Below are 25,111 nucleotides of genomic sequence, written 5' to 3'. Positions count from 1 at the left end.
CGAAGATAGCAGTGAAAAACAGTGAAGTATTTTTTGCGCCTACAGAGTCAGCTATAGGCACATAGTAGTAAATAGCTTATTTATTCTGGCTCAGGGCTCAGGGCAAGCTCCATAAATACACTTTGTGGGTTATCTTGATACGAGCCAAAGCTTGCACAGCGCGCAAAACCTAAATCTTCATATAAACTAATTGATTCGGTTTGCTTTGGGCCTGTTTCTAATCGGATAAGTGGAATTTTTGTTTCGCCGGCGTAATGCAGTAGGTTTTGCATTATGCGTCTTGAAAAACCTCTACCACGGTAACTTGGTTTTACGTATAAACGCCTTATTTCGCCATATAGCGCGCCGTCATTTTGCTTAACAATAGCGCCACAGGCAATAATGCCATCTTCGTTTTTTAAACCAATTGCGTAAACGTTGTCTTTGCTTAATTCTTCTAATTTGAGAGATTGGGCTGTAGCCACGGGGTATAAGGAGTTTATCAGTCTATCTATATCTGCAAACACATTAACTACATCAGGATCCTTAGGGGTTAATTCGACTAACTGCATCTCTTGTCGTCCATTTTATTATTTTGAATCGTTATAGTGACTTCATAATATATACTTAATACGCGTGTTCCTAGTGTTGTTTAAACAAAATGTTTTAATAAGGTAAAAATAGCTTTATTAAAACGTTAGCTTAATTTACAAAAACGACGCACAGCCTGCTAAGCACTTAGGCTTTGCTTTTTAAATTGATGGGCATGCCACTTAATATAGTTACTGGCATTCATAGGTTTTGCGACTAAATAGCCTTGTATACAATCTGCATTGAGCAAGTTTAGTAACTCAAATTGCGCCTCTTGCTCTACACCTTCAGCAACAACTGTAATGTCTAAACTTTTGCCCAGGCTTATAATCGTATTAACAATATTAAAGCCTTTGCCTTTATCTAAAATCTTATCGATAAAGCTTTTATCAATTTTTATTTCCTGTACGGGGAAAGCATTTAAATGGGCTAAACAGGAATACCCTGTACCAAAGTCGTCTATAGAAAACACAAAACCTTGTTCTTGTAGCTCCGTCATTTGCTTTATTGTGCTGTCAATATCGCCCGATAGCATGGTTTCGGTGATCTCAAGTTTAATATGCTGCGGTTTTATGTTGAACTCTTTAATTGTAGAGCAGAGCTCACGGGTAAGCTGCGCAGAATTAAACTGTATATGACTAATATTTATAGATACGCTAAAGTGCTCATCTATCATGTTTTTTTCATTGAGTTGATTAATAAGGCTGCATATATTGCGAAGCACTATGTTTTGCAGTTTTTGAATCAGGCCATATTGCTCTGCAATAGGAATAAACTGATTAGGCGCAATAACCCCTTTATTAGGGTGTATCCACCTTATCAGTGCTTCTGCACCTACTATCTTTCCTTGCATACTAATTTGCGGCTGAAAATACGCACAAAATTCGTTATTTGCGATTGCTCTTACAATATCCGTTTCTAATTCGGCTTGGTTTTCGAGTAAAGTTTGCAGTTTAGGGTCATAAAAGCTGCAGCTATTGCCACCTTTTGCCTTGGAGCGGTACATGGCAGTATCTGCAAATTTTAATATGTTATCGGTAGCTGTGTGCTCTTCGTTAATTAAGCAAATACCTATACTGCAACTAACTTGAAATGCCAGCTCCCCTATTGCAAACTTATCATTAAACACGCCTTGTACTTTTTTAGCGACTATTTCGGATTCAATACAGGCTTGGTGGTTATGCTCGCCAATGTATTCGAGTAAAATAATAAATTCGTCACCGCCCACTCTAGCTAAAGTATCAGATGATCGTATTACGCCACCTAAGCGTTTTGCTAATTCTATTAATACTTGATCTCCGGCGCCGTGGCCTAATGAATCATTTATTCTTTTAAAGTTATCAACATCTAAAAACAGTAATGCGCCCGTTTTTTTGGTGCGTTTAATACGCTCTACACACTTTGCTAGGCTGTCGCTGAGCATTCGTCTATTAGGGAGCCCTGTTAGTGGATCAAAAAACGCAAGCCGTTGAACTTCTTGCTCGGCTTTTTTGCGAAGGGTTACATCTCTTGCCATCCACACTACGTGCTTAAGTTCTGGTTTTTCTGGCTGGTAGTTAGTAAGTGCAGCCGCTCTTCCTTCAAAGGTTATGTGGCCTTTGGGCACGGCTAAATCGTACTCAAATATTTGCATTTCATTGGTGCGAATGGTTTTTTTAATAATCCCCATGATCATGTCGGCATCTTTAACTGGGAACAAATTTTGCACATTTTGACCAATTAAATCGGTGGGCGATTCAAGTAATAAGTCACTCGAGGTACCGTAAATATCGGTATAGACGCCCTCTTCGTTCAAAATCAAAATAAGATCGGGCATCACTTGCGTAAATGCTTTAAATTTTTCATTACTTTTTTGCAGGTCTGCCACTAGCTGCCTAGCTTTGAGCGACTCTGCGTTTTTTTCTAGTGCTATGCTAGAAAAGTGTACAAAATAGTCAATGAGTTCTAAATCTTGCTGTGTAGGCGCTTTAGGGGCGCCGTGGTAAATAGCAAAAGTGCCTAATATTTCACTGGTGGTTGAAATAATCGGGGTTGACCAACAAGAATATAAACCGTAGCTGTGCGCTAAATCTTTGTAACCTTCCCACAAGGGCGAAAGGTCAATATTTTGCACAATAACTCGCTCATTTTTATAGGCTGCGGTGCCACAAGACCCTACATTAGGGCCTATAAACACACCATTTATAGCCTTTAAATATTCATCGTCAATATTTGGGGCAGCACGATGAAATAACTGATTACCTGTTAAAGACAGTATTGAGCATCTTGCAGAGCTGTCTTCAATAACTTGCTCTATAGCTAAACAAATATCTTGTAAAACATCGTCTAAGGCAATGCCTAACGCGATTTTAGATAATATATCCTGCTGGTGAGATAACAATTGTTTTAGTTTTGCAGTATTCATACTTCACCATGCATCTAGGTACTTTTATGTTGCTACGCACTTTAAAAAAGTGCAGTGCATCAACAAATTCCTGCTCTTTGTTCATATGTTTAAAATGAGTATAGTTAATAAACTTACAGCACGAGTTTTATTATTACGATTATGGAAATTGTTTTTTAATAAAATAGGTAAAAAACAACTTTAGTATGCGTTAAGCCTACATTATTTTGCAACAAAAAATAAACATCCATAACAAAAACAATCCAGCCAACACACTCTAAAACTTTTTAAAAATTTTGCAGGTTTAACACTTTGTTACTTAAAAAGGCTGTTCAAAATTATCAGTCTAATTATACTGCATGCAGATATGAGTCTTTTTTGAGGTTACTGTGCAGATCATACAAGGTATGGAATATTTTTTTTCAGGCTTTAAATTAATTAGCCAAAAAGGCCTTAAGCGCTTTGTGCTTATTCCACTTTTACTTAATATTTTATTGTTTGGTAGTTCATTATTCTTTTTATTTGGTTGGTTAAGCGACAGCTTTAATTATATAAACAACATGTTACCTGAATGGCTAAGCTGGCTTGAATGGTTAATGTGGCCCATTGCCGTGCTTGTGGTGCTATTTAGCTACAGCATGCTATTTACGGTAATAACTAACTTTATTGCGGCCCCTTTTAACGGACTACTCAGCGAAAAAGTAGAGCTTTATTTAACGGGTCAAAAAATAAATGACGACGGTTTTGCTGATTTAGTAAAAGACATTCCACGCATGGTAGGCAGAGAGTGGACAAAGCTTTGCTATTACTTACCCCGCGCTATTGGCTTTTTTATTTTGTTGTGGATTTTACCCGTTATTGGACAAGTGTTATGGGTTTTATTTACATGTTGGATGTATGCTGTGCAATACAAAGATTTTGCCTTCGATAACCATAAAGTAGGCTTTAAACAAATGAAAGACGATTTAAAGTCTAAACAAGGTTTATCTTATGGCTTTGGCTTTGCTGTTATGCTGCTCACTGCAATCCCATTTATTAACCTAATTGTTATGCCCGTTGCTGTGTGTGGCGCTACTCGTTTGTGGGTAGATAATTATCGCTCTAAATACCGAGCGGGCTAAATAACACTACGGCAAATAATAAAAGCACCTTTTGGTGCTTTTATTTTATCTATCTCAACTTAAGTGCAGTGTAATTTAGTCTAGCGCGCCTTGGCAGTGCTGCATTTTTTTCATCTTGTAAAGTAAACGCTGTGATCACTATCGAGAATAACTGCTTTTTAAAAGTAATATTAATGACTTCGCCTATTTTAGTTTTATAAGTGTGTTGCTGATTAAACAGTTTAAGTTCACCGTTTGCTAATTGCTCAACATACAAATAGGGGGTGTGCAAAGGCAGTTTTAACCTTATAACATTTAAACTGCTTTGCTCCTTTACAGCAACCCACTCCCCATCTTTATAAAGCGTATTAAAACGCGTTATGCCCTCGGGCTGAAGTACAGAGTCGTTTTGTATTAAACACGTGCTACACCCGTTTACTCGCCTTTGCTGCCAATTTACTGGCTTGTTATTATAATAAAGCGCATCAGTTAGTAACCATTCACTACTACTGGCTTTATTAATAGCGCCTTGGCTACAGGCAGCAACTAAACAAATAATAGCTCCTTGTAAAAGTGCAGCTTTTATAAATCGGTAGCTCATTTAACGCTCTTTAATAGCTTTAATTTGGTTAATTATAGCCTCGCTTGGCGCTGCTTCTTTTATATAGCTAGGCAATGAAGTAGAAACAGCTTGAACACGCTGCTGTTGATACAGCTTATGGCTCATCGTATTTGCCACACCAAATCGGTTACCTGCACTTTGTGAGTAAAACTGTAAGTTAATCATGCTCCACTCATCGGTATCCGTTAATACAGTAATTTGCGAGTCTTGGTTTGCATCAAAGTTAGTTAATGTATCGCCTAAAATTGCATTACAATTATAATCGACCGCCTCAGAGCCAGGCCTGTTCAATCCTGCGCTTTCATCAATAGCACTTTCATTTATATTTGCAGCGCTGCCGTTTGAATAATCAATGATAAAATCATCCGTTGATCCTGTTTGATTATTAGTATTTGGCACAAGGTCGCAGTTAATGTTGTTGGTATAAAACCGGTCGTAATAACGGTCACCTTCGTTATTACCTATGCTTGCAAGCCCCGTTAATTGATATAGATAATTCATAGAGCTTAAATGATTTGGCTTAAAGTTCACTTCTTCGTCGCCGCCATGATAAAGCCCTAAATTATGTCCCAACTCATGAAAAATAGTAGACGCTTGGTAATTATTCGTCACATTTTGTGATGTTTGATCATCAACCGATAACCCCCATCCGCCCATAGTCAGCATTAGGTCATTACCATTTATTTCAGCAATGCCCGAGCCACTAATGCTGCCATCTTCGTTACCACTGTTTGCCATTAATAAATAATGAAAAATTGGGCGGCGCGTTGTATCGGCATATTCCATTTTATAGGCAAATAAATTAGCGGTACCTTGGTCATATTCAAAGGGCGTGTAGCTGTTAAACGGTACGGTTGTACCGCCTCCTAAATCAAAGTTAGCGGTGGAAATACCTGTGCTTTGGTCAAACAAATCGCCTACATCAAAATGCACTGTGTAACCGTTACTTGCAAATACGCTCACTACTTTTTCTAATGCTGTACGCTGTGGCGTAATACCTATATCGGTACTGTCCATATAATCAATTTCTATAAATATATCTTTTTGATTTTCCCGTGCGCCCCATTCATATAAAGGCAGCCCGCCAAATGTTGTGCCTTCTTGCTCACTGCAATCAGGGATCCCATCTAAATCTGTATCGGTATCACAGCTAATATCATTTTGCCCTGCCGGCGTATTAAACACTGAGTAAACCCAATCACTTGCTTGATTAGTATCTGTTGCATTAAGCGCACGTTTTAAGCTTGACCCTTGTTCGGCCTGCATTTGAGGTGCGTTATCGCCTTGCCATTGCGTGGCACTAACCGGTTGCTGGGTAGAATTACCAAATTTAACAAAGTCGATTGTTTGTGTGGCGGCGCTATTTAATAACTCTGCAAAGCCATTTATATACCAGTAAGGACGTAGCGCATCGCTTTGGTTACCCACCAGCACAATTTTAGGGTTATTAAGTGCCGCACTTGCTAAAAACTCATCACCAAAACGACTTTGCAGTAAAATATAACTGCCGTTTTCTAATACTTTGTTGGGTAATGTAAATACTTGCTCTGCACTCACTGAGCTATCAAGCATATTAATTGCGCGCGTTTTTAATGAATAGTTTTGTAAATTAACAGCCTCTCCTGTGCCGTTATAAATCTCTACCCAGGGCGTATCATTAGTAAATTGCACCGATATGAGTTCGGTTATTTTTAAATCTTGGGTTGAGGTGGTAAATTCACTCACTTGGCCTGCTGTCGCAGCAGTACCAGAAAAATTAACTAATTGGTCATTTACACGCACTTTGTAAAGCGTGTTTTCTAAAAAATCAGCGCTTAAGTTAACGTTTTTAAAATAGTCACTCGTCTCATCAGGCGCACCAGATACGCTCTCTACATTAAGTGCAACACAGCTTAAAAAATCATCACTTGATACCTGAACACTGCCTTCACAGCTCCCCGCGCTACTATTTACGGTTAACGAACTGCTCAGCATCACATCAGAAAACGTAATGCTAATGGGGGTGTCAACCAATACCGGTTCATCTGCCCCATTAGGCGTTATTTCTGTCACCGTTGCAGCGCTGGTATCAATAATTGTCGTATTAAGTAAAAAGTTGGTGCTGTCTTCACCATCACTAGCAGTCAGTGTATAGCTTTTTGCAGAAATACTATTTACAGGCGGTGTATAGCTAAAGCGCAGCGCTTGGGCATCAATAACGCTCACCTGCGCCCCTTCTAGGTCATTTGGAAAAGTAATTTGTACCGTATCGCCATCGGCATCATTTACCGTCAAATTAAATTCAGCACTTAAGTTATATTGCACCTCAACGGTTACATCGTCTGCCACAGGCGGATTGTTAGGCGGCACCACAATCACCGTTTTTTGGGCGCTATTAGTTGCATCGTCGTTATCTCTAACGGTGGCTAAAAAGGTAATATTGGTATTTTGAGCAACCGTTGGGGCATTAAACGTAATACTGGAGTCGGTTTGCGTAAATTCGACCACGGGGCCATTTGTTTGCTGCCAGCTTAGCTCGCTAATGGTGCCATCGCTGTCCTGCGCTGTAGCTGTTATTGTCACTGACTCATTTTGCATTGCCTCGTCAGGCCCAGCTAAGGTAACACTAGGTGCGCTATTTAATTGCGTAATAAGTACCGTCGCACTGCTTTGTACAGTGCCCCCGGCATTGTCGGTTACAGTAACACTAAAACCAAGCGTTTCATTTTCACTTACATTTGGGGCGGTAAAGCTTAATTCACCTTCAATTTGGCTAAATTCGATGGAGGAGCCAGCAGATTGTACCCACACTATGGTGCTAATTGTGCCATCTATGTCTTGTGCATTAGCAATTAAACTCACTTGGGTATTAGCCAGTGCACTGCTTGGGCCTGTAATATTAACTGTGGGAGGGGTGTTTTGAACCGTGATAGTCCCAGAAAACACTTGCTCTGTAGTGGCGCCGTCATTATCGGTTACTAGCACCGAAAAGCTAAAATCAGTGTCGCTCTGTACACTGGGGGCCGTTGCTGTGAGTATGTTGCCATTGGCAGTAAAAGTAAATTCAGGCCCCGACAGCTGCTGCCATTGATACCTAGACACCTGCCCGTCACTATCGCTTGCCTGAGCCGTAATAGTAAAGGTTTGGTTAGCAACAATAACGCTGCTGCTTACATCAACACTCACAGTAGGGGCGGTATTGCCAGTTGAGCCACTATCGGTGGCGTCACTATCGCTGCCACCGCCGCCGCAACCGGCTATTAAAAGTGATAAAAAAAGTAATCCTAGCCATTTATAAACATTATTTAATACCACTTTTATGCCTCTATGATTTAGCTATACAAATTTTGGGGCACCTTAACAACGTTTAAATGAACGGTGATTTCCTCACGATCATGATACAAATGCTTAGCTTGCAACTCATAGGTTATACCGTACTTAGTAAGCTCTTCTTTGATCATCGTTAGGCATTCATAAACACTATCAAAGCGTTTTTTCATAGGCAGCTTTAAATTAAATATCAGCTCTTTGGCGTATGCGTTTACTGCCCAGTCAATCATTAGATTAGTCACTTTGGTTGGTTTTTCCACCATATCGCACACTAACCAGTTAATATTTCTTTTTTCTGGGCGGTATTTAAAACCATCGGCTCTAAAGTGTTTAACTTGGCCTGTTTCCATCAAACTATCGTTCATTGGGCCATTATCTATTGCGCTAACAAACATGCCTCTGCGTACTAATTGATAGGTCCAACCGCCTGGGCATGCACCTAAATCAACCCCTCGCATGCCTGGTTGTACTCGCGCTTCTCGCTCTTTTTCAGGGATAAAAACATTAAAGGCTTCGTCAAGTTTTAACGTTGAGCGGCTCGGTCCGTCACTTGGCATACGTAAACGTAAAATGCCCATAAAAAACGGCGAATTATTATAACTATACGAATACCCTACATACGCGGCATTGTTTGCTAAAAATAGTACATGCATTACCGGGCGGTTTGCCTTTGGCTCACGTAATACCGTGTTTTGCTTTTCGAGTGCTTTTTTTAACGGCGTTGATATTTTTTTACAAAAGGTCATTAGCTCTTTGCCTTCGTTAGTATCGGGAGTTTCTACGCGCAATTCACTACACAAAGGAAAATCCTTTGCGGCTTCTTTTAATGCAGTGACCCTGTCTTCTACCGGCATATTTTCGATTAACGTGCCAGCAAACCACTGGCGCGCAAATACCATATTTTTAAAGTCGACCTTTTTGATTATTTCGTCGCTGTGTTGCGCTTCAAAACATTCATAAATCACGTAGCCGGTATTTGGTTTGGCTTTTACATAGCCGGCAAAACCTTGCTCGGCAGCATGAAACGTTATTTCAGCAGCCGCATCGTTTTCAAAACCACTACGACAATAAATCACAACACTAGACATATTAACCCTTAAACTCTTTAAAACTTAAATCGTGCAACTTGCACTAAAATAACAACCCAACCAATTATAAAACATAACCCACCTAATGGGGTTATTGGGCCTAACCACTTCATGCCGCTTAGGGCTAGTAAATATAAACTGCCACTAAAAAGCAGTGTACCGACAATAAAAAAACCTCCCGCCACGGTTAAATTAATACCCCACTTAATAAGAATCGCCACGGCTATAAGCGCTAAACCATGCACCATTTGATACTCAGCTGCGGTTTTAAATACCCCGAGTGAATACTCCGTTAAACGGCTTTTTAAGCCATGCGCGGCAAACGCCCCTAACATAACCGACATCATGCAAAAAAAGCTGCCCGTGAGTAAAAATAATTTAATCATAATTGCTCCACTCTATTGGCTATAAATTTACCTGCTTCAAGCGCTGCAGTTTCACGATTTTGCAGCTCGCTCACACCACTTTTTTTGCGTGGATTGAATGAATGGTCGCCATCGCTAAGCCACACATAGCTTGGCTGTTTTGGCATAGAAAGCGTTTTAAGCTCTTCACGGGTGCCAAAGGTATCTCGCTCGCCTTGTAAGACTAAAAACGGGCAAGGTATGTCTGCAAAATGATCGGTGCGTAGCTTATCTAGCTTACCGGGCGGATGAAACGGATAGCCAAACGCTAATACACCTGCAATCGGTTGTGTAGAGCTACAGGCAAGCATAGACGCCATACGCCCGCCCATCGACTTGCCGCCAATAAATAACGGTAAATTAGGTTGCGCATTTGTCAGTACTTGCTCGTAATAAGCTAACAGTTTAGGGGCTCGATCTGGGGGTCTACGTTTTTGTGTTTGTTTAGCAATTTGCATGTATTCAAAATCAAATAAACCTACATCAATCCCCTGCGCACTAATGAGTTTAGCCATATGCTGCATAAAATCAGATTCTGATCCAGCTCCGGCACCATGCGCAAATATAAACTGTGCAATAGCCGGCTGCGTTGCGCTTTTAAACCATTCAATCATTATTAATACTCTTGTTCTTGTTCAACTAAGCTCAGCATCCAATCTTTAAACGAGACTATTTTACCCAGCTCTGTTTGCGACTCTCTAATCACTAAGTAATACGCGTTTTTGCTCTCTAAGCTGTGGCTAAATGGGATCACTAAACGGCCCGCGTCAATATCGGGTTTGGCAAGCACACTATTGCCTATTGCTACGCCCTGGCCGTGCACCGCGGCTTGGAGCACCATTGATGAGTGGCTAAATATAGGGCCTTGATTCACTTGTACATTACGTACACCCGCCGTTTTCATCCAGGTTTTCCAGTTACGGCGCGTGGTATCGTGTAACAAGGTGTGCTGGGCTAAGTCACTCGGTTGATTAAGCGGTTTATGCCCGCTTAATAACAGTGGGCTACATAAAGGCACTAAATACTCAGTGTGCAATTTGTAAGTTTGAACTCCACTCCAGTGCCCTCGGCCGTAGTAAATGGCAATATCTACATCATCGGTTAACGAGTTTTCGTCTTGGTCTTGCGCTTTTATACGCACATCTATTTCGGGGTGGAGTTCGTTAAATAAACTTAATCGAGGTACCAACCACTGAATTGCAAAACTCGGGGTTAAACTTACGGTAAGCGAGCCTTTTGCACCGCGAGCAAGTAGCTTTTCGGTGGCATCTATCAGCTGGGTAAAAATCTCTTTAATATCTAAAAAGTAGCCTTGGCCTTCTTCGGTTAATAATAACGAGCGATTTTTACGTAAAAACAATTTTAAGCCTAAATGCTCTTCAAGTGTTTTAATTTGATGGCTCACTGCCGCTTGCGTTACATACAGCTCTTCTGCTGCTTTAGTAAAGCTTAAATGGCGTGCCGCGGCTTCAAAAGCTTTAAGTGCGTTTAATGGGGGGACTCGTCTTGACATAGTAACCAAGCTTAGAATTAGTTTTTCTTATGCGTAAGATTATATACAGCATCGTTGTGTGTGTATATTAATGGAATAAAAAAAGCGACCTAAGTCGCTTTTTAACTATTACCTAAATAGGTGTTAAATTATAAATCGCTTGCGCTTGTATCCAGTGGTGCAAAGCTTTTAATTAAATCATCTACTGCTTTCATTTGCGATAAGTACCCTTCAAGCTTGCTAAGTGCCAATGCACATGGACCATCACACTTTGCTTCATTAGGGTTAGGGTGAGCCTCAATAAATAGGCCCGCAATGCCCAATGCCATGCCGCTGCGAGCAAGCTCGGCAGCTTGTGCACGTCGTCCATCAGCAGAGTCTGCTCGCCCGCCTGGGCGCTGTAGTGCATGGGTAGCATCAAAAATAACCGGTGCCATTGCTTTCATGTCATCCATGCCTAGCATATCAACAACTAAGTTGTTGTAGCCAAAGCTTGAACCACGCTCGCACAGTGCCACATTATCATTACCTGCTTCATTAAATTTAGTAATGATATGGCGCATTTCGTGTGGTGCTAAAAACTGTGGTTTTTTCACATTAATAATGGCACCCGTTTTAGCCATAGCTACCACTAAATCGGTTTGGCGTGCTAAAAATGCAGGTAACTGAATTACATCAACCACTTCAGCAACAGGCGCTGCTTGGTGTGGTTCGTGCACATCGGTTATAAGCGGAATATTAAAGGTATTTTTAATCTCTTCAAATATTTTTAAGCCTTCTTCCATACCAGGGCCGCGGTATGAATTTATTGATGAGCGATTCGCTTTATCAAACGAGGCTTTAAATACATAAGGAATATTTAATTTAGAGGTTACTTCTACATAGTGCTCTGCAATGCGCATTGCTAAATCGCGCGACTCTAAAACATTCATACCACCAAATAATACAAATGGTTTGTCGTTTGCCAGCTCAATATTATTAATATTAATTACTTGGTTGTTCATTTAAATTCCTTAAGGTGCAACTGCTTGCATCATTAATCCACAAATGTAGGCCATATATGTACCTACACCATACCCTAGTACAGCTAATAAAACGCCCACTGGCGCAAGCGAAGGGTGAAACGCAGAAGCCACCACAGGCGCCGACGCAGCGCCGCCAACGTTAGCTTGCGAGCCCACCGCCATATAAAATAACGGGGCTTTTATTAGTTTGGCTACAATCAGCATTAAACTTGCGTGTGTTAGCATCCAAATAGCCCCAATTAAAAATAACCCAGGGTTACTAAATATAGCGGTTACGTTCATATGTAAGCCAATTGATGCCACTAAAATATATAAAAAGCTTGAAGCAACTTTTGATGCGCCAAACGCTTCTATTTGCCTTACTTTAGTAAATGATAAACTAATACCAATCGTGGTTGAAATAACAATTAGCCAAAAGAATTTACTGTTTAAACTGTACTCTTTAGCCCACGCGTAATTGTTTGCAAAAAACGGCCCTAAAAAGTCGGCACAAAAATGAGCAAGCCCCGTTATACCAAATGCTATGGCAATAATGGTCATGTAGTCATTGAGTGTCGGCATGCGGGCATGCTCTGCATGGTATTGCTCAACACGGTTTTTTAAATCTTCTATGGCGGTTGTATCAGCCCCTGTTGCGGCATCAATTTTTTTATGGTTTGCGGCCATTAGTAATAAAACGGCCATCCAAATATTCGCCACAATCACATCAACGGTCACCATAACCGAGAATATATCGCCGCCCACTTCAAACATTTCTTTCATTGAGGCTTGGTTTGCGCCGCCGCCAATCCAGCTGCCGGCAACCGTTGTCATACCACGCCAAACAGCATCAGGGCCGTGGCCGCCTACTAAATCAGGGCTAAATACACTAACCACTAAAATAGATAAAGGCCCACCAATCACAATGCCCAACGTACCCACTAAAAACATAATTAACGCTTTGGGGCCTAAATTAATAATCGCTTTTAAATCAATGCTAATGGTAAGTAAAATTAAACATGCTGGCAGCAAATAGCGCGAAGCAACATAGTAAATATTTGAACTATGTCCATCTACAATGCCAAACGTATTGAGTAAAGAAGGTAAAAAGTAACACAGCAATAATGCTGGTACATATTTATAAAATGCTTTTAGTTTGGGGTTTTCGCTGCTAGAGGTTTTAAAAATGAACCCTAAAATTACAGCAAGCAAACCCAGTACAACAGCATCATTAGTAATTAATGCAGTGTGAGTATCAGCCATATTTGTTCCTATTCTTAATGGTGTGTTTTATTATTATCTTCAAGTTCTTCTAGTTGATGCTGAATAATTTCGATTGACGGATCGTCCGGGCACTCATCAATAAAAAACTGTAAATCATCGCGTGCCATTTTAGGACAATCTAACTGATTGAGTAAGTAACCTCTGTCGCGTCTCTCGTACGGGTCATCGCCTAATAGCTCCATTAGCAACTCAACACATACCAGCGCGTGGCCAAATTTATTTTCGCTAATAAACGACCATTTTTGCTGCGCTAAAAACAATTTATATACTTCATCGTTATAAATAAGTTCAAGTGGCTCTTGCTCTTGGCCATTTTCTTCATCCGCATTTTCAGGAATGATGTACCAGCTTTGTTGCCCACTGCTAGGCTCAATAATGTAGCCTTCTTCATCACTTATTGCGACATGCACGCTAATATCGCCCTGATTAATACACACACTGGCATCTAATTGCGCTTGCTCAAGCAAATGGCTCAATAAAATACCTAATGTGGTTATAGAGCCGCTGCGCATAGTGAGTGTATAGCTTAAGCTATTTATTTTATGCTCTGGCACCTTTAGCCCAGAGGCGCTAAATAGCCATTTGCTATAAAAAATATCAAGAAGGGCTTCTAATCTATCGTGTGGGTCTTTTTGCTTTGCGCACATAGCAGTGATCTGCTGCTCAAAGTCAGTTAATACAGAAAAAGTTGGCGCTAAATCTATTTGAGGGTCCCATTTCGACTCTGCATTAATACACCGATACAGTGGCGGTGGAGTAAATTCATCATATGCATCATCTAAATAAGATTCGTCGTGTTCGTCATACCCGAGGGTGGTCATCAATACTACAACATTTATTAAAAAACGAAGGCGTAGTTTACCTAATTTTACGGATAGTTACCAATACAGCGAAGCTCCCACCCGTAATTATACCCCAGAGGGTTACTTTATAGTAAAAGGAGTGGCCAGCCTGGCTGAAAAATGGTGAAGGCTATAAAGCGTGCAGAGGTGTATTAACTGTATTAACTGTTACTTAAGTTCCTTGGGGGTTTAAGTTCCTTACGTATTAGCTCCTTACGTATAAGCCCCTTACTTATAAGTATCGTGCGTGTTTAAAAAGTATATACACGCACCGACACTTAACTTGCAACAGAGTAGGTATTATAAAAGTAGCGGCGATTTTGCCGTTGCCAAATACCCTATTGCTAAAATCACAACCGTGTTTACTACCACATACATAATTTTTGGCAGCGTATTAGTTTGTTTAGCGCTAATAATACCTATCGCAATATAAATCACTACAAGCACTATTTTTTCTAATAACCATAGCTGCTCAAAGGGGTTTATTTTTGCCATGAACACCAATGTTATTGCAGAAATAAGTAATAAAGTGTCAATGCTGTGACTGCCAATAAAAACCAGTTTATTTTTGGCAAGCTTGCCACTGCCCATACGCGAAAAAGAGCGGATGTAAAATAAGATAACGCTTAGCATAGCAATTGCCATGTGTGAGTGTTTTACTGCTAAATAATCCATAAGCCTCAGTACTTTTTGTTTTGTTAAATTTAGTTAAGTGCGTTTAATACCAATCCGCTTAATTAAGTGATCTATTTTGAGGATGGAAAAACGTGTTGATAGCTAGGCAAAAAATTTGCTATTTAGTTGTTCTAAATGAGAATTTTTTAACGCTGATAGCAACACGTTTAGCCCCCTCAAAATGATTAAGTATTATTGCTGCTTGGTATAATACCAAGCCCTACGCACTGCTTTGGCTATTATGCCTCACAAACTAAAAAGCACATAGTCGCAAGGCTATGTGCTTTTTTTAATTTATAGTAACGATTAACGTTGTTGTCGTTGCACGTTCTCAAATGCTAGTTGTACATTTTGCGAAAAAATCTCAATTAAATTACGTTGCGTATCGGTTATATTTTTAGGGATCCCCGATATAAATAACATCGAATTGTGATTGTACTCGCTACTACAATAAGCAAATAAATAGTTATCTTTATAAATTATGCTTTTATCTTTAAGTGCTTGATGACACGCCTCTAGTTGCTCGTTTTGCAGCACCGCATCTAACTCTTTACCTTCGCTTTGCTCAAACTCACCGGTACCAGAGCGTACTATTAGCTTATCGTTACTATTTTCTTGCGTATTTTGCGCCACTAACGTAGTGGCATACACCGCTTGATCGGCAATGCCTAATAACGAGGTAAGTTGCTGCATCACCCCTTCAATAAACTGCTCTATTGAACGTGTGGCAAATATATCGCGCGAGGCAACAATAATTTTTTCAAGCCCTTCGCGAGATTGCTCAATAGAAATAATATCGCGATACGAGCGTAAGCTCGACATAATCACAGTAAACAGCTTTTGCGCTGTCAGCTCTGTTTTCGATTTATAGTCGTTAATATCGTAATTAATAATGACTTGGCGCTCAGGTGCCTGCCCAGGCTGACCGGTTCTTAAAATAATGCGAATATGATTATTATTAGCTTCTTCGCGAATAAATTTAGCAACCTGTAACCCAGCGTCATCTGTTTCCATTACCACATCTAGCAGTACAATAGCGGCATCTGGGTGCGCATTTATTAATTCTTTTGCTTCAGCGCCCGAGTATGCGCTTAAAAATTCTAAACGTTTGTTCTGAAATTCAAAATCACTCAACGCAAGCTTTGTAACAGCATGAACTTCAGGTTCGTCATCAACGATTAATACTTTCCAAGTGCCAAGCTCTACTTCACTTTCTAACTCATCTGGCTCATCTGAAAATAAAAAATCACCCATCATATTAAAGGTTCCTTAATGCATTTATAGAACACACAATCATGGCTGTTTATTATCAAATTAAGGCCACTGTGCGAGCGTTACACGATCGTTATTTCCCAAGTCTTTTACTGTTTTAATATTTATATACGCCATTTGCTTAAACAAATGCCGAACAGCTTCACCCTGTTCAAAACCATGTTCTATTAAAAGATAGCCACTAGGGAGCAAATAGTCACGTGATTGTGTAATTATTTGTTTTATATCAGCCATTCCAGCCTCATCGGCCACTAACGCAGAAAGAGGCTCAAAGCGCACATCCCCTTCTTTTAAATGTTTATCGTCGTGTTCAATGTACGGTGGGTTGGTCACAATTAGATTAAACTGCTCATTTTTCAGCGCGCTAAACCAGTTACTTTGCTTAACTTGCACATTATTAATGGCTAAACGCTGCTGATTACGGGTCGCTAAGGCCACCGCATCTGCTACTTTGTCGACTGCTGTAATTTGCCATGTTGGCATTTCGCTGCCAAGTGCAAGTGCAATAGCGCCGGTGCCAGTGCCTAAATCAAGCACTTTTGCTTGCTCAGGCACGGTAAGTGCTAAAGCTTGCTCAACGAGTGTTTCGGTATCAGGCCTAGGAATAAGCGTCGTGGCATTCACCTCGAGCGCTAAGCTCCAAAATTCGCGCTGGCCAATAATATGCGCTACGGGTTCACCATTTAAACGCCGTTCACAAAATTCATCATATTGGCGCTGTTCGTCGCTGCTAAGTAGGTTATCTGGCCAGGTAAATAAGTAACTGCGGGGTTTTTGAAGAATATGTAACAGCAGTACTTGTGCGTCTAATTTAGCGCTGTCGCTAGTTGGTGCAAGTTTAGTTGCACCAACCGCTATTGCCTGCTCAAGCGTGTGGCTCACAATTACTCATCGCCCATTGCGGCAAGTAAATCAGCTTGATGCTCTTGCATTAATGGATCAATAATTGCGCCTAAATCACCAGTTACCACTTCGTTTAAGCGATAAAGCGTTAAATTAATACGGTGATCGGTAATACGCCCTTGCGGGTAGTTGTAAGTACGAATACGCTCAGAGCGATCGCCACTGCCCACTAGGTTACGGCGCTCAGAGGCCTCAGCCGCATGACGTTTTTCATCTTCGGCTTGCTGTAAACGCGCGGCAAGTACCGACATCGCTTTAGCACGGTTTTTATGTTGCGAACGCTCATCCTGACACTCAACCACAACACCCGTTGGAATATGAGTAATACGAATTGCCGAGTCGGTTTTATTTACGTGCTGACCACCGGCGCCCGAGGCTCTAAAGGTATCTACTTTTATATCGGCGGTGTTTATTTCAATGGCTTCTGCTTCTGGAATTTCGGCCATTACTGCTACCGTACACGCAGAGGTATGTACACGCCCTTGCGACTCAGTCTCTGGTACACGTTGTACGCGGTGAGCGCCCGATTCAAACTTAAGCTTACCGTACACACCTTCACCGCTAATATTTGCGATAACTTCTTTGTAGCCGCCGTGTTCACCTTCGTTGGTGCTCACTACTTCAACTTTCCATTTTTGTGTTTCGGCGTAACGGCTGTACATTCTAAATAAATCGCCTGCAAAAATAGCCGCTTCGTCACCACCGGTACCCGCACGTACTTCTAAAAATACATTGTTGTTATCTTTAGGATCTTTAGGAAGCATAAGCACTTGTAGCTCATCTTCTAATGATAAAATTTGCGCTTTAGCTTCTTTGTATTCTTCTTGCGCCATTTCACGCATATCTGGGTCTGAATCTTTTAGCATTTCTTCAGCAGTCGCTACATCGTCTTGCGCTTGTTGGTATGCTAAAAATGTTTTTACAATTTCTTCAAGCTCAGAGTATTCTTTTGAAAGAGCACGAAAGCGGTTTTGATCACTAATGACCGACGGATCGCTCAGTAGCGCTTGTACTTCTTCGTAGCGCTCTACTAAGGTTTCTAATTTACGATATACAGACTCTTTCATTTAACTGTTATTCCTGATCAATACCTAACATTTTTTTCAACTGAGTTAGTTGTGCCACTTCACCTTTTTTAGCCGCATCTTGAATTGCACGGGTAGGCGCGTGCATTAAGCGGTTGGTTAATTTATTGGCCAACTCTAATATAATTTTTTCTGCGTCTTTACCTGTATTTAGCTGGCTAACCGCCCGCTCAACAAGTTCTGACTTAATGGTTTGTACGTCGTTTCGGTAGTGGCGAATTAAATCAACCGAATCGAGAGAGCGAACCCACATTTCAAATTCTTTTACGCGCTCGCTTATTATTAATTGTGCTTGCTCTGCCGCCTGTTCACGCGCGGCCATATTCTCGCTTACAATGGCTTGTAAGTCATCAACGGAATATAAATAGGCTGCGTCAAGCTCGCCTACTTGGCTTTCTATATCGCGCGGTACGGCAATATCAATAAACAGCATAGGTTTATGGCGGCGCTGTTTTAATGCTTGCTCCACCACCCCTTTACCTATTATTGGTAACGTACTGGCGGTTGAGCTAATAACAATATCGGCTTTGTGTAAACGCTCAGGTAGTTGTGCCAGCGCTATCACATCGGCCGACACTTCCTGCGCTAAACCGCGTGCACGTTCAATGGTTCTGTTGGCAACCGTAATTTGTTGCGGCTCATTTTGATATAAATGTTTAGCTACAAGCTCTATTGTTTCGCCGGCACCAATTAATAACACATTGGTTTTATCAAGCTTGCCATAAATATGTTTTGCTAAATTAACCGCAGCAAACGCCACCGACACAGCACTGGCACCAATATCAGTGTCGGTACGGACCTGCTTAGCGACCGAAAAGGTTTTTTGAAACAACCTGTCAAACTTAACGCCTACGGCATCGTGCGTTTTGGCGCTATGATAAGCTTGCTTAATTTGCCCTAAAATTTGCGGCTCGCCCAATACCAATGAATCTAAGCCGCACGCAACACGCATTAAATGATTAATGGCTGCATCACCTTGGTGGCAATATATATTTTTGCTCAGTTCGTGTTCATCCAAGCCATGGAAACTGGCAAGCCAGGCTAGCAGTGCTTGGGAATTTGACTGCTCAAGGCTACAATAGATTTCGGTACGGTTACAGGTAGATACAATAACGGCTTCGTTAAAGTCGGCATGACCGCTTAATTGCTGGAGCGCCTCAGACATTTGCTCAGGCGAAAAAGCCACTTTTTCACGTAATTCTACGGATGCGGTTTTGTGATTTATACCAAGTGCTATGATGGTCATATTTGCCAAATATTGCTGCGCCCTACTTTAAAGGCGGCAATTTTACCAAAAATCAGCGGAATATGGAAAGTAAGGAACAACATTTGATTAGACATTATTTAATTTTATTCACTCTTTTTTTGTTTTTAGCGGGCTGCGCCCACCAAATTGATACAAAAACAACGCTTTACGATGATTGGAAACCACGCTTAGCAGCGCAAAAAACCTGGCAAGCACAAGGTAAATTAGCGTTTATAAGCCCTGATGAGCGCCAATCTGCAAACTTAAATTGGCAACAAGACGAAAAACAAAACAACTTAGTGCTCACTACGTTTATTGGTACTCGTATATTGTCGCTTAAACAAACCCGCACAGGTGCGGAACTTGATTACGACGATAAAACATACACAGATACTAACGCCGCGTTATTATTAAAACGCTTAACAGGTTTTAACCTGCCTGTTGATAACGCCGATAACTGGTTAAAAGGCACGTTAACGTCGCAAACATTAAAAGTAGACGAACTAGGCCGCGCACAACAAGTTATTTGGTACGATAACAGCAATAAAAAGTGGCAAATAACGTATTCAAACTATAAACAACAAGGTGGCTTTTGGGTTCCTGGCAATGTCACGCTAAAACATCAGCAAATTAAAATCAAAATTCAACTCTACAATTGGCAATTTAATTAAGTATGAATACTAAAACAGCTTTTTCGGTCATTGCACCGGCAAAACTTAACTTATTTTTACACATCAATGCGCGCCGTGATGACGGTTATCACGAACTAGAAACCTTATTTACCTTTTTAAATTTTGGCGACACACTCGACTTTTCAGTTAACGAAGCGCCCACTATTTTAATAACGGGTGATACGAAAGGCATAGCAAATTGCGATAATCTCATCTATAAAGCCGCGTTATTGCTTAAAAATCACTGTGGCATTTCATCAGGTGTAAAAATAAATCTCACTAAACGTTTACCTATGGGTGGCGGCGTGGGAGGCGGTTCATCTGATGCAGCCACCACGTTACTTGCACTTAATAAAATGTGGAATACACAACTAAATATTGATGAATTAGCAAACTTAGGCCTGCAATTAGGCGCCGACGTGCCGGTATTTATTCGTGGTAAAAGCGCCATAGCACACGGTATTGGCGAACAATTGGTTGACGTAGAGCTTGAACAAAAATGGTATTGCGTTGTGCACCCTAATCAGCATGTCAGTACCGCTAAAATATTCACTCACCCAGATTTAAAACGCGATACACCAAAAATTTCAGGTGATTGGCGAACCCATAAATTAACCAACGATTGTGAGCCTTTAGTTAAAAAGCTCTGCCCCGAGGTTGAAAAAACCCTGCAGTGGTTGCTAAAATACGCCCCGTCGAAGATGACCGGAACAGGTTCATGTTGTTTTGTCGAATTTGCTAGCCAAGTTCAAGCACAAGATGTACTTGATAACCTCCCCCATACTTGGCAGGGTTTTGTTGCTTCTAGCGCAAATGTCTCACCTGCTCATACGGAGCTTGCCGCCATATTCGATCAATGAAGTAACGTACAAGTAATCATAAGTTAACGCGTAGTGGGTTTTACCTATTTACCCGTTAGTCCAAAAATTCAGTGCCTGAGGAACCCTACCGTGCCTGACATGAAGCTCTTCGCTGGTAACGCAACACCTGAGTTAGCTCAAAAAGTTGCAAAACGTTTGTATATTGAATTAGGCGATGCTGTTGTTGGCCGTTTTAGCGACGGTGAGATCAGTGTTCAAATAAATGAAAATGTTCGTGGCTCGGATGTTTTTATCTTGCAATCAACCTGTGCCCCTACTAACGATAACCTAATGGAACTTATCGTTATGGTTGATGCTCTACGTCGTGCATCAGCAGGTCGTATTACTGCCGTCATTCCTTATTTTGGTTATGCACGTCAAGACCGTCGAGTACGTTCTGCGCGCGTTCCAATTACCGCTAAAGTTGTTGCCGATTTCTTATCAAGTGTAGGTGTTGACCGCGTTCTTACGGTTGATTTACACGCTGAGCAAATACAAGGTTTCTTTGACGTACCAGTAGATAACGTATTTGGTAGCCCTGTACTACTTGAAGATATGGAAGAGCGTGAGTTTGAAGACGTTGTTGTAGTATCGCCAGATATTGGTGGTGTAGTACGTGCCCGTGCTATTGCAAAACTACTTCACGACACAGACCTTGCTATTATTGATAAACGTCGCCCTCAAGCTAACGTTTCTCAAGTAATGCATATTATTGGTGATGTTGAAGGCCGCGACTGTATTATCGTAGATGATATGATTGATACCGGTGGTACTTTATGTAAAGCCGCAGAAGCACTTAAAGAACACGGTGCTAAACGCGTATTTGCCTATGCAACGCACCCTATTTTATCTGGCAAAGCTGCAGAGAACATTCGTAACTCAGTAATTGATGAAGTAATTGTAACTGACTCAATTCCGTTATCTGATGAATTAAAAGCGCTTGATAAAGTAAAAGTACTGACTCTTGCTGACATGTTAGCCGAAACAATTCGTCGCATCAGCAATGAAGAATCTATTTCAGCGATGTTTGAACACTAAAATCACACATTCGTTGGAACATATAAGCGCCTTTTGGCGCTTTTTTTGTATGTGTTGTTTATTTTATCAGGGGGCGGTGTTATGATAGCGCGCCTTTTGGGTAGGGACCTTGGTCGCAAAGGCCCTAACACTTTTAATTATTGGAGACATTATGTCTAACGAAACTTATACTTACAACGCTGAACTTCGCGTAGAAACTGGTACTGGTGCGAGCCGCCGCCTACGTCGCGAAGACAAAGTACCTGCTATCCTTTACGGTGCAGATAAAGAAGCGGTATCGCTTACTCTTGCTCATAAAGACATGATCAAAGCACAAGAAAGCGAAGGTTTTTACACGCACATTCTTACGCTAAATGTTGGCGGCGAGTCTGTTGAAGCTATCTTAAAAGATATTCAACGTCACCCATTCAAGCCAAAAATCACTCACCTTGATTTCCAACGTGTAGATGCAACTCACAAATTAGTAACTAAAGTTCCTCTTCACTTCATCGGTGAAGAAGCAGTTACTAAAGCTGGCGCAACTGTTGTTCACCAGTTAACTGAAGTTGAGATTTCTTGTCTTCCTAAAGCACTTCCAGAATTCGTTGAAGTTAACGTTTCTAATTTAGTAGTTGGTGATTCAGTTCACATTTCTGACCTTGAACTTCCTTCAGGTGTTCAGTCTGTTGAACTAGGTAAAGGCGAAGGCCACGACCTGTCAGTAGTTACAATCAAAGCTAACAAAGCAGCTCCTACTGAAGAAGAAGCTTCAGACGCTGCTGAATAATATTTAAGGTCTTGCACCTTGAATTCTATTCAAATGCTTGTGGGCCTGGCTAATCCAGGCCCCGAATACGCAAACACACGCCACAATGCAGGTGCTTGGTTCATTGAAGAACTCGCAGCACGCTACAACTGCACGCTCAAACACGATCCTAAATATCACGGCCTAACTGGCAAAGTGATCATCCAAGGCCAAGAATTCAAGTTATTGATCCCCACCACCTACATGAACTTAAGTGGTAAAGCGGTCGGTAGTTTAGCCAATTTTTTCAAAATCCCCGTGGAAAACATACTTGTTGCCCATGACGAAATGGATTTAGACCCAGGCGTTGCCAAACTTAAAAAAGGTGGCGGTCATGGCGGTCATAATGGCTTAAAAGACATTATTGCAAAAATGGCAAACCAAAAAGATTTTATGCGTTTACGCATAGGTATCGGTCATCCAGGGCATCGTGAAATGGTTACCGGTTGGGTGCTTGGAAAAGCAGCCAAAGAAGACCAAGAAAAAATGGATGCAGCGGTTGATGAAGCAGTTCGTTGTATGGAAATACTTGCAAAAGATGGTGTGTTAAAAGCACAAAACAGACTACATTCTTTTAAACCATAATCGTTTAAACGAATCTTAACAAGGTATCTTACTATGGGTTTTAAATGTGGCATCGTTGGCTTGCCTAATGTTGGTAAATCAACGCTTTTTAATGCACTAACTAAAGCGGGTATTGAAGCCGCTAACTTTCCTTTTTGTACCATCGAACCTAACACAGGTGTAGTACCGGTACCCGATCCTCGCTTAGACGAGCTAGCAAAAATTGTAAATCCTCAACGTATTCTACCTACCAGTATGGAATTTGTTGATATTGCTGGTTTAGTAAAAGGCGCATCAAAAGGTGAAGGTTTAGGAAACCAATTTTTAGCAAACATTCGTGAAACGGATGCAATTGGCCATGTAGTTCGCTGTTTTGAAGACGAAAACGTAATTCACGTTGCAGGTACTATTGACCCTGCTGACGATATTGACGTTATCAATACCGAATTAGTACTTGCCGATATGGACAGCGCTGATAAAGCAATTTTCCGTAACGCTAAAAAAGCGAAAGGCGGCGATAAAGACGCTAAAGAGCAAAATGCAGTACTTGAAAAAGTTAAAGTACACTTAGACGAAGGGTTAACACTTCGCTCTTTAGAGCTTACTAAAGAAGAAAAAGCAGCAATTAGCTCAATTAACTTCTTAACTATTAAGCCTACTATGTACATTGCTAACGTAGCTGAAGATGGCTTTGAAAATAACCCACACCTTGACCGTGTACGTGCTATTGCAGAGTCTGAAGATGCTGTAGTAATTCCGGTGTGTGCTGCAATCGAATCTGAGCTTTCTGAACTAGATGAAGAAGACAAGCTTGAATTTATGGCAGACCTAGGTTTAGAAGAACCAGGCCTAAACCGTGTTATTCGCGGTGGTTACGAGCTATTGCATTTACAAACCTACTTCACAGCAGGTGTAAAAGAAGTACGCGCGTGGACTATTCCAGTAGGTGCAACTGCGCCGCAAGCGGCTGGTAAAATTCACACCGACTTTGAACGTGGCTTTATTCGCGCACAAACCATTGCTTATGACGACTACATTGCCTTTAATGGCGAAGGTGGCGCTAAAGAAGCCGGTAAAATGCGTCAAGAAGGTAAAGAGTACATTGTTAAAGATGGCGATGTAATGAACTTCTTGTTCAACGTATAATTACGCCTAAACAATCTGTTTATAAAAGCCCGCTTAATGCGGGTTTTTTTATGCCTTTAACCAGGTAAGTTTCATCCTAAAAGATAAATGGCCTTAATCACTTTTGGCTTTTTATAGCAATTAGCATAATTAAGTGATTTATTTTGTGGATGGAAAAACCTGTTGATGGCTAGGAAAAATCGCTATTTAGTTGTTCTAAAAGAGAATTTTTTCACACATATAGCGACACCTTTGGTCCCGCAAAATGATATAAGTATTATTACGAATTGGTATTATACTCACGAGCTAAGCTAAATACTTTATTTAACGTGATAAATACGCATCAGTAATAAGCAAATTGCCCTAACAACTACCCCCACGCGGTGATTAATATGTAATTTTTAACGCAACTAGCGCAAGTTATGCCTACTTAAAATGATTGCATAGCCTGGTTGTTAAGTATCATAACTTCATTCAATAGCTAAAATACTCAATAAACTCGGTTTTAATACAACTTGATCACAAAGCGACTACATAAATACTCAGCAGTTTTTATATTAACGGTTTTAAGTTGTTATTACTTAGTGTACTTTGACAGTTGATTTACAGCTAAAAAAACAGCAAATTTATTAAAATTTAGCCTCTTAGCTTAATTTTCCTGCAAACAAACCCTGTTAAGTGTTTTTTTGCAAAAAAGGTGTTGACGGATTTGGGTCATATCAGCATAATACGCCCCGCACTCAGCGATGAAGTGATAACAAAAGAGATGGCTAAGTAGCTCAGCTGGTTA

Annotated in this window: 22 protein-coding genes and 1 pseudogene; 7 read left to right on the top strand and 16 right to left on the bottom strand. The window is 40.8% G+C overall.

The annotated features are described in order from the left end of the window. Positions 1-80: 80 nt before the first annotated feature. Both B2R65_RS13535 and B2R65_RS13530 read right to left on the bottom strand, forming a co-directional pair. A complete protein-coding gene (locus tag B2R65_RS13535) occupies positions 81-551 on the bottom strand; it encodes a GNAT family N-acetyltransferase (RefSeq protein ID WP_004588851.1) in 471 nt (156 codons plus the stop codon). 158 nt (positions 552-709) lie between these two features. Further along, complete coding sequence (locus B2R65_RS13530; protein WP_286743447.1) at positions 710-2,974, bottom strand: sensor domain-containing phosphodiesterase; 2,265 nt, start codon at positions 2,972-2,974, stop codon at positions 710-712. A gap of 386 nt (positions 2,975-3,360) precedes the next feature. Between B2R65_RS13530 and cysZ the strand changes: the two genes are divergently transcribed. Next, positions 3,361-4,074 carry a sulfate transporter CysZ gene (gene cysZ, locus B2R65_RS13525; RefSeq protein WP_004588849.1) on the top strand — a complete coding sequence of 238 codons (714 nt, stop codon included), beginning with the start codon at positions 3,361-3,363 and terminating at the stop codon, positions 4,072-4,074. 49 nt (positions 4,075-4,123) lie between these two features. Here cysZ and B2R65_RS13520 read toward each other — a convergent pair whose 3' ends face one another. From B2R65_RS13520 to hemA, 14 genes and pseudogenes are all read right to left on the bottom strand, one after another. Beyond that, the gene (locus B2R65_RS13520) at positions 4,124-4,654 is read right to left on the bottom strand and encodes a hypothetical protein (protein WP_286743444.1); all 531 of its coding nucleotides are present in this window, start codon (positions 4,652-4,654) and stop codon (positions 4,124-4,126) included. Further along, a complete protein-coding gene (locus tag B2R65_RS13515; RefSeq protein WP_286743443.1) occupies positions 4,655-7,969 on the bottom strand; it encodes a PKD domain-containing protein in 3,315 nt (1,104 codons plus the stop codon). Between the two features lie 17 nt (positions 7,970-7,986). Beyond that, positions 7,987-9,072, bottom strand: a complete 1,086-nt coding sequence (gene rlmM, locus B2R65_RS13510) for a 23S rRNA (cytidine(2498)-2'-O)-methyltransferase RlmM (RefSeq protein ID WP_286743440.1) — start codon at positions 9,070-9,072, stop codon at positions 7,987-7,989. Positions 9,073-9,089: 17 nt separating this feature from the next. Next, a complete protein-coding gene (locus B2R65_RS13505) occupies positions 9,090-9,458 on the bottom strand; it encodes a DUF423 domain-containing protein (RefSeq protein WP_286743438.1) in 369 nt (122 codons plus the stop codon). After that, positions 9,455-10,090, bottom strand: coding sequence for an alpha/beta family hydrolase (locus tag B2R65_RS13500; protein WP_286743436.1), 636 nt, complete (start codon positions 10,088-10,090; stop codon positions 9,455-9,457). Before B2R65_RS13500 ends, B2R65_RS13505 begins: the two co-directional genes overlap by 4 nt. Positions 10,091-10,092: 2 nt before the next feature. Beyond that, on the bottom strand, positions 10,093-10,989 hold the full coding sequence (locus B2R65_RS13495; RefSeq protein WP_004588843.1) for a transcriptional regulator GcvA: 897 nt from the start codon (positions 10,987-10,989) through the stop codon (positions 10,093-10,095). A gap of 128 nt (positions 10,990-11,117) precedes the next feature. Then, positions 11,118-11,972 carry a 3-deoxy-8-phosphooctulonate synthase gene (gene kdsA / locus B2R65_RS13490; RefSeq protein WP_054983446.1) on the bottom strand — a complete coding sequence of 285 codons (855 nt, stop codon included), beginning with the start codon at positions 11,970-11,972 and terminating at the stop codon, positions 11,118-11,120. Between the two features lie 9 nt (positions 11,973-11,981). Then, positions 11,982-13,235 (bottom strand): DUF819 family protein, encoded by a 1,254-nt coding sequence (locus tag B2R65_RS13485; RefSeq protein ID WP_138611405.1) that lies wholly within the window; start codon positions 13,233-13,235, stop codon positions 11,982-11,984. A gap of 14 nt (positions 13,236-13,249) precedes the next feature. Continuing rightward, positions 13,250-14,077, bottom strand: a complete 828-nt coding sequence (locus tag B2R65_RS13480; RefSeq protein WP_286743430.1) for a tetratricopeptide repeat protein — start codon at positions 14,075-14,077, stop codon at positions 13,250-13,252. Between the two features lie 321 nt (positions 14,078-14,398). Then, complete coding sequence (locus B2R65_RS13475) at positions 14,399-14,773, bottom strand: SirB2 family protein (protein WP_064384853.1); 375 nt, start codon at positions 14,771-14,773, stop codon at positions 14,399-14,401. A 315-nt stretch (positions 14,774-15,088) separates the two neighbouring features. Continuing rightward, positions 15,089-16,030, bottom strand: a pseudogene (locus tag B2R65_RS13470) (DUF3369 domain-containing protein); the annotation flags it as partial. A 57-nt stretch (positions 16,031-16,087) separates the two neighbouring features. After that, positions 16,088-16,927, bottom strand: coding sequence for a peptide chain release factor N(5)-glutamine methyltransferase (gene prmC, locus B2R65_RS13465; RefSeq protein ID WP_248534271.1), 840 nt, complete (start codon positions 16,925-16,927; stop codon positions 16,088-16,090). Positions 16,928-16,929: 2 nt separating this feature from the next. Beyond that, positions 16,930-18,015 (bottom strand): peptide chain release factor 1, encoded by a 1,086-nt coding sequence (prfA, locus tag B2R65_RS13460; RefSeq protein WP_004588836.1) that lies wholly within the window; start codon positions 18,013-18,015, stop codon positions 16,930-16,932. A gap of 7 nt (positions 18,016-18,022) precedes the next feature. Further along, positions 18,023-19,279: a glutamyl-tRNA reductase gene (gene hemA, locus B2R65_RS13455; protein WP_004588835.1), complete on the bottom strand. Its 1,257-nt coding sequence runs from the start codon at positions 19,277-19,279 to the stop codon at positions 18,023-18,025. Positions 19,280-19,362: 83 nt separating this feature from the next. Between hemA and lolB the strand changes: the two genes are divergently transcribed. The 6 genes from lolB to ychF all read left to right on the top strand — a co-directional run bounded on the left by lolB (position 19,363) and on the right by ychF (position 24,342). Then, positions 19,363-19,950, top strand: coding sequence for a lipoprotein insertase outer membrane protein LolB (lolB, locus tag B2R65_RS13450; RefSeq protein WP_286743426.1), 588 nt, complete (start codon positions 19,363-19,365; stop codon positions 19,948-19,950). Positions 19,951-19,952: 2 nt separating this feature from the next. After that, the gene (gene ispE / locus B2R65_RS13445; protein ID WP_286743424.1) at positions 19,953-20,810 is read left to right on the top strand and encodes a 4-(cytidine 5'-diphospho)-2-C-methyl-D-erythritol kinase; all 858 of its coding nucleotides are present in this window, start codon (positions 19,953-19,955) and stop codon (positions 20,808-20,810) included. Between the two features lie 90 nt (positions 20,811-20,900). Beyond that, positions 20,901-21,848 (top strand): ribose-phosphate pyrophosphokinase, encoded by a 948-nt coding sequence (locus B2R65_RS13440; RefSeq protein ID WP_004588832.1) that lies wholly within the window; start codon positions 20,901-20,903, stop codon positions 21,846-21,848. Between the two features lie 151 nt (positions 21,849-21,999). Continuing rightward, positions 22,000-22,614, top strand: a complete 615-nt coding sequence (locus tag B2R65_RS13435; protein WP_004588831.1) for a 50S ribosomal protein L25/general stress protein Ctc — start codon at positions 22,000-22,002, stop codon at positions 22,612-22,614. A gap of 18 nt (positions 22,615-22,632) precedes the next feature. Next, positions 22,633-23,217 (top strand): aminoacyl-tRNA hydrolase, encoded by a 585-nt coding sequence (gene pth / locus B2R65_RS13430; protein WP_024033868.1) that lies wholly within the window; start codon positions 22,633-22,635, stop codon positions 23,215-23,217. A 33-nt stretch (positions 23,218-23,250) separates the two neighbouring features. Continuing rightward, on the top strand, positions 23,251-24,342 hold the full coding sequence (gene ychF / locus B2R65_RS13425) for a redox-regulated ATPase YchF (RefSeq protein ID WP_004588829.1): 1,092 nt from the start codon (positions 23,251-23,253) through the stop codon (positions 24,340-24,342). The last annotated feature ends 769 nt before the right edge of the window (positions 24,343-25,111 follow it).

The sequence above is a fragment of the Pseudoalteromonas sp. UBA2102 genome (assembly GCF_002331165.1).
Taxonomy (GTDB): Bacteria; Pseudomonadota; Gammaproteobacteria; order Enterobacterales; family Alteromonadaceae; genus Pseudoalteromonas; species Pseudoalteromonas atlantica.
The sequence above is the reverse complement of the archived record's forward strand: the minus strand, read 5'-3'. Positions and strand labels throughout refer to the sequence as shown.

Coding starts and splice junctions, on each gene's coding strand:
- B2R65_RS13535 (WP_004588851.1), bottom strand. CDS start 551: ATGCAGTTAGTCGAATTAACCCCTAAGGATCCTGATGTAGTTAATGTG.
- B2R65_RS13530 (WP_286743447.1), bottom strand. CDS start 2,974: ATGAATACTGCAAAACTAAAACAATTGTTATCTCACCAGCAGGATATA.
- cysZ (WP_004588849.1), top strand. CDS start 3,361: ATGGAATATTTTTTTTCAGGCTTTAAATTAATTAGCCAAAAAGGCCTT.
- B2R65_RS13520 (WP_286743444.1), bottom strand. CDS start 4,654: ATGAGCTACCGATTTATAAAAGCTGCACTTTTACAAGGAGCTATTATT.
- rlmM (WP_286743440.1), bottom strand. CDS start 9,072: ATGTCTAGTGTTGTGATTTATTGTCGTAGTGGTTTTGAAAACGATGCG.
- B2R65_RS13505 (WP_286743438.1), bottom strand. CDS start 9,458: ATGATTAAATTATTTTTACTCACGGGCAGCTTTTTTTGCATGATGTCG.
- B2R65_RS13500 (WP_286743436.1), bottom strand. CDS start 10,090: ATGATTGAATGGTTTAAAAGCGCAACGCAGCCGGCTATTGCACAGTTT.
- B2R65_RS13495 (WP_004588843.1), bottom strand. CDS start 10,989: ATGTCAAGACGAGTCCCCCCATTAAACGCACTTAAAGCTTTTGAAGCC.
- kdsA (WP_054983446.1), bottom strand. CDS start 11,972: ATGAACAACCAAGTAATTAATATTAATAATATTGAGCTGGCAAACGAC.
- B2R65_RS13485 (WP_138611405.1), bottom strand. CDS start 13,235: ATGGCTGATACTCACACTGCATTAATTACTAATGATGCTGTTGTACTG.
- B2R65_RS13480 (WP_286743430.1), bottom strand. CDS start 14,077: ATGACCACCCTCGGGTATGACGAACACGACGAATCTTATTTAGATGAT.
- B2R65_RS13475 (WP_064384853.1), bottom strand. CDS start 14,773: ATGGATTATTTAGCAGTAAAACACTCACACATGGCAATTGCTATGCTA.
- prfA (WP_004588836.1), bottom strand. CDS start 18,015: ATGAAAGAGTCTGTATATCGTAAATTAGAAACCTTAGTAGAGCGCTAC.
- hemA (WP_004588835.1), bottom strand. CDS start 19,279: ATGACCATCATAGCACTTGGTATAAATCACAAAACCGCATCCGTAGAA.
- ispE (WP_286743424.1), top strand. CDS start 19,953: ATGAATACTAAAACAGCTTTTTCGGTCATTGCACCGGCAAAACTTAAC.
- B2R65_RS13435 (WP_004588831.1), top strand. CDS start 22,000: ATGTCTAACGAAACTTATACTTACAACGCTGAACTTCGCGTAGAAACT.
- ychF (WP_004588829.1), top strand. CDS start 23,251: ATGGGTTTTAAATGTGGCATCGTTGGCTTGCCTAATGTTGGTAAATCA.